Raw genomic sequence first — 3,071 nt, 5'->3', positions numbered from 1 at the left:
TCACTCCTCGGCGGACGGCAGGCCCCAGGGCGTGGCTGCCGATGTCAGAACGATAGTAGGCCTTGGGAAACTGCACTTGCTCCACAGCTGCGTAGGCTTGGCGCAGGGCCTCGGATAGGGTTGCCCCTTGGCCGGTAAGACAGAGAACGCGCCCGCCATCGCTCAGGAGCTGCTTGCCTGCCTGGCGGGTACCCGCATGAAACACCAACGCCCCCGTGGTGGCAGCTGCATCCAAGCCGGAGACGGGGATCCCTCGCTCGTAGGCATCGGGATAGCCTGGGGCTGCCATCACCACGCAGGCGGCATAGCCGGGTTTCCATTTGAGCTGGATTTGGGCCAGCCGTCCTTCTATACAGGCCAGCAGCACCTCGTCCAAAGGGTTTTCCAGCAAGGGCAGGAGGACTTGAGCCTCTGGATCCCCAAAGCGGCAGTTGTACTCCAACACGTAGGGATCCCCACTGGGCGTGATCATCAAACCGGCATAGATCACCCCCTGGTAGCGGATGCCCCGCCGTTGCAAAGCCTCCAGGGTGGGATCCAGGATCTGGGTTTGGATGCGGGCCAACCCTTCTGGAGTGACCAGGTGATCCGCAGGGGCATGAGCTCCCATGCCGCCGGTGTTGGGGCCGGTATCGCCCTCGCCAAGGCGCTTGTAGTCCTGGGCAGGTGGCAGCGGCACACAGATCTGGCCATCGGTTAGAGCCAAAACCGACACCTCCTGGCCGGGGATAAACTCCTCGATCAGCACCTGATCGCCCGGCTTGGCCAGGGCTGCTTCCAGGGCTTGCACGGCTTCTTCCCGGTTTTGGGCAACGGTTACCCCCTTGCCGGCAGCCAGTCCGTCTTTTTTGATGACCACTGGGAAACTCTGGGAGTCGAGATAGGCCACAGCGGCAGATAGCTCAGCAAAGCCGGTAGCGCGAGCAGTCGGGATCCCCGCCTCTTGCATCAATTGCTTAGCCCAGAGTTTGCTTCCTTCCAGTTGGGCAGCGGCGCGGCTAGGCCCGAAAATGGGCAACCCTGCTGCCTGGAAGGCGTCCACGATCCCCTGCACCAAGGGCAGCTCTGGCCCTACCACCGTCAGGCGGATCCCTTGTACGGTAGCAAACCGCACCAGGCCTTCAATGTCGGTAGCCGCCAAAGCCACGGATTGACAGCGGGGCAGCTGCTGTATGCCGCCGTTGCCGGGGGCACAGTAGATCCGAGTAACCTGGGGAGACTGCAACAGCTTCCAGGCCAGAGCGTGTTCTCGCCCCCCAGATCCGATGACCAGAGCCTGCATGGTGTGCTATTCCGCTGTTTCTAAACCCAGCTTGCCTGTTTTCCGAACATCCCCCATTAGACCATGTTCTTGTACCATTTCTGGGGTGTTGGCGCACTCCGGTCAGTGGACGGCGAGAGAACGGCCCCGCCAGGTCCAGTTGTGTCCGGTGGTGGTGCGGATGGCCGAAGCCAAGATGATGGCCGCTGTCGCCCAACCCCCCACTGCCGTTAGCCACCAGTAGCGCAGGGGCAGATGCGCCCAATGCCGGAGCAAGAGCCGGATGGCCAATTGGGCCAGGATCCCTGCCAAGCTGGCCAACAGCACCTCCAGGGATCCCGTAGCCCCAGCCAGGATCACCCCCAACCAGGGCAAGCTGCAGATCCCCAAGACCGTACCCATTGCCAACACCGCCAAGGCCCAGTTGCGCTCCAGGCCCAGGAACCAGTTTTTGGTCCACCCTTCCCAAAGGGCAGCCCCGTTGGCATACATGCGGCTGCGCACCCGCGGCCCTCCCAGGCAAATTTGCAGGCCCAACCCCTGGGCTTTGATCCGTTGCCCCAGGGCCACATCCTCGATCACCACATCGGCCACTCCGGCATGCCCGCCAACTTGCTCGTAGGCAGAGCGCCGAAACAGCAGGAAGGGACCAAAGGCAAAGGCTTTGGGGTTGTTGGGATCGTTCACGGCGGCAAAGTTGTAACCCACCGCCAGGATGGTCATCATGATGGGTTGCACCAGCCACTCCGCTAGGCAACCGCACACCAATTGCGGCCCTACACTCACCAAGCCGCTGCCGCTTGCCAGCAAATGTCCTAAGGCCGCTTCAATGGCACCGGATCCCAGCCGCACGTCGCAATCCAGAAACAGCAAGTAGTCGGCTTCTACGCGGGCGACGGCTTGGGCACAGGCCCAGTTTTTGCCCACCCACCTTTGGCCTTTGGGACGGGGATCCCCCTTGAGCAGGTGTAGGCGCGGATCTTGCCGTTCGGCGGCCAGGGCTTGGGCCAACTCCCAGGTGGCATCCGTGGACTCATCGTCCACCAACCACACCTGCAAAGGGGCAGAGGTGCTGTCCAGAATGCTGCTCAGGCAGCCCACCACGTTCTCGGCCTCGTTGTAGGCGGGCACGATCACCGCCAGCCGCTCCATCCCAGCCGCGATTTCCCCTGCCTGTTCCGCCGGGGGATCCCTCAGCCAGGGGGAAGCCCGCAACGCTCGCCTCAGTTGCAGAGCCACTAGGGCAATCGCCAAAGCTGTTAAGGACAATACCCCCGTTAGGATTTCTCGGATCCCCACTCCTGCTTCCCTCGTTGTTTAGATGTGCTCAGGAACAGATTCCCACCTCTAATGCTCTAGCTCTGGGATGGCCCAATGATTTTCTAGGCAGACAAAACCCCCTCTACGATATCGCCATAGGGCCGGGGAAAGATTAGCCAGACCTGGCGCTGGGTTTCCACCAAGGCACGCACCAAAGGGGAAAGATGGGCAATTTCTTCATAGCCACGCTCGGTTTTGAGCTGGATCCCTTGGTCATAAAAGCTATAGCCCTGGACATGGGCAGAGCGGATGCCCAAGTAACTTTCAGGATCCAGCCCGTCCTGCAGCATTTTGGCCTGCACGGCGGCCACCAGGGTTTGGCGTTGTTCCTCAGACAACTGGGTAATGTTGCGGGCCTTGAACAAATCCCGCTCCAAGTAGCGCCGCGACAGATCCGCCAAGATGGGATCCTTCCCCGACATGGCCCAGAGGCGCATGGGGTAGCTGAAGATGATATCGTCGGCAGCCAAGTAGAGGGGGAGCGGCAACT

2 protein-coding genes and 1 pseudogene are annotated in these 3,071 nt (G+C 61.5%); all 3 read right to left on the bottom strand.

The window, feature by feature from the left end; all coding sequences use genetic code 11:
- The coding region (gene purD, locus NW856_RS10765; protein WP_414400222.1) for a phosphoribosylamine--glycine ligase at positions 1–1,282 on the bottom strand (1,282 nt) is incomplete at its 3' end.
- Positions 1,283–1,384: 102 nt separating this feature from the next.
- Positions 1,385–2,560 carry a glycosyltransferase gene (locus NW856_RS10760; RefSeq protein ID WP_414400221.1) on the bottom strand — a complete coding sequence of 392 codons (1,176 nt, stop codon included), beginning with the start codon at positions 2,558–2,560 and terminating at the stop codon, positions 1,385–1,387.
- A gap of 83 nt (positions 2,561–2,643) precedes the next feature.
- Positions 2,644–3,071, bottom strand: a pseudogene (locus tag NW856_RS10755) (phosphohydrolase); the annotation flags it as partial.

The organism is Synechococcus sp. R3-13 (assembly GCF_047462195.1).
Lineage (GTDB): Bacteria > Cyanobacteriota > Cyanobacteriia > Thermostichales > Thermostichaceae > Thermostichus.
Note: the sequence above shows the minus strand (reverse complement) of the source record. Positions and strands in the feature narration are given on the sequence as shown.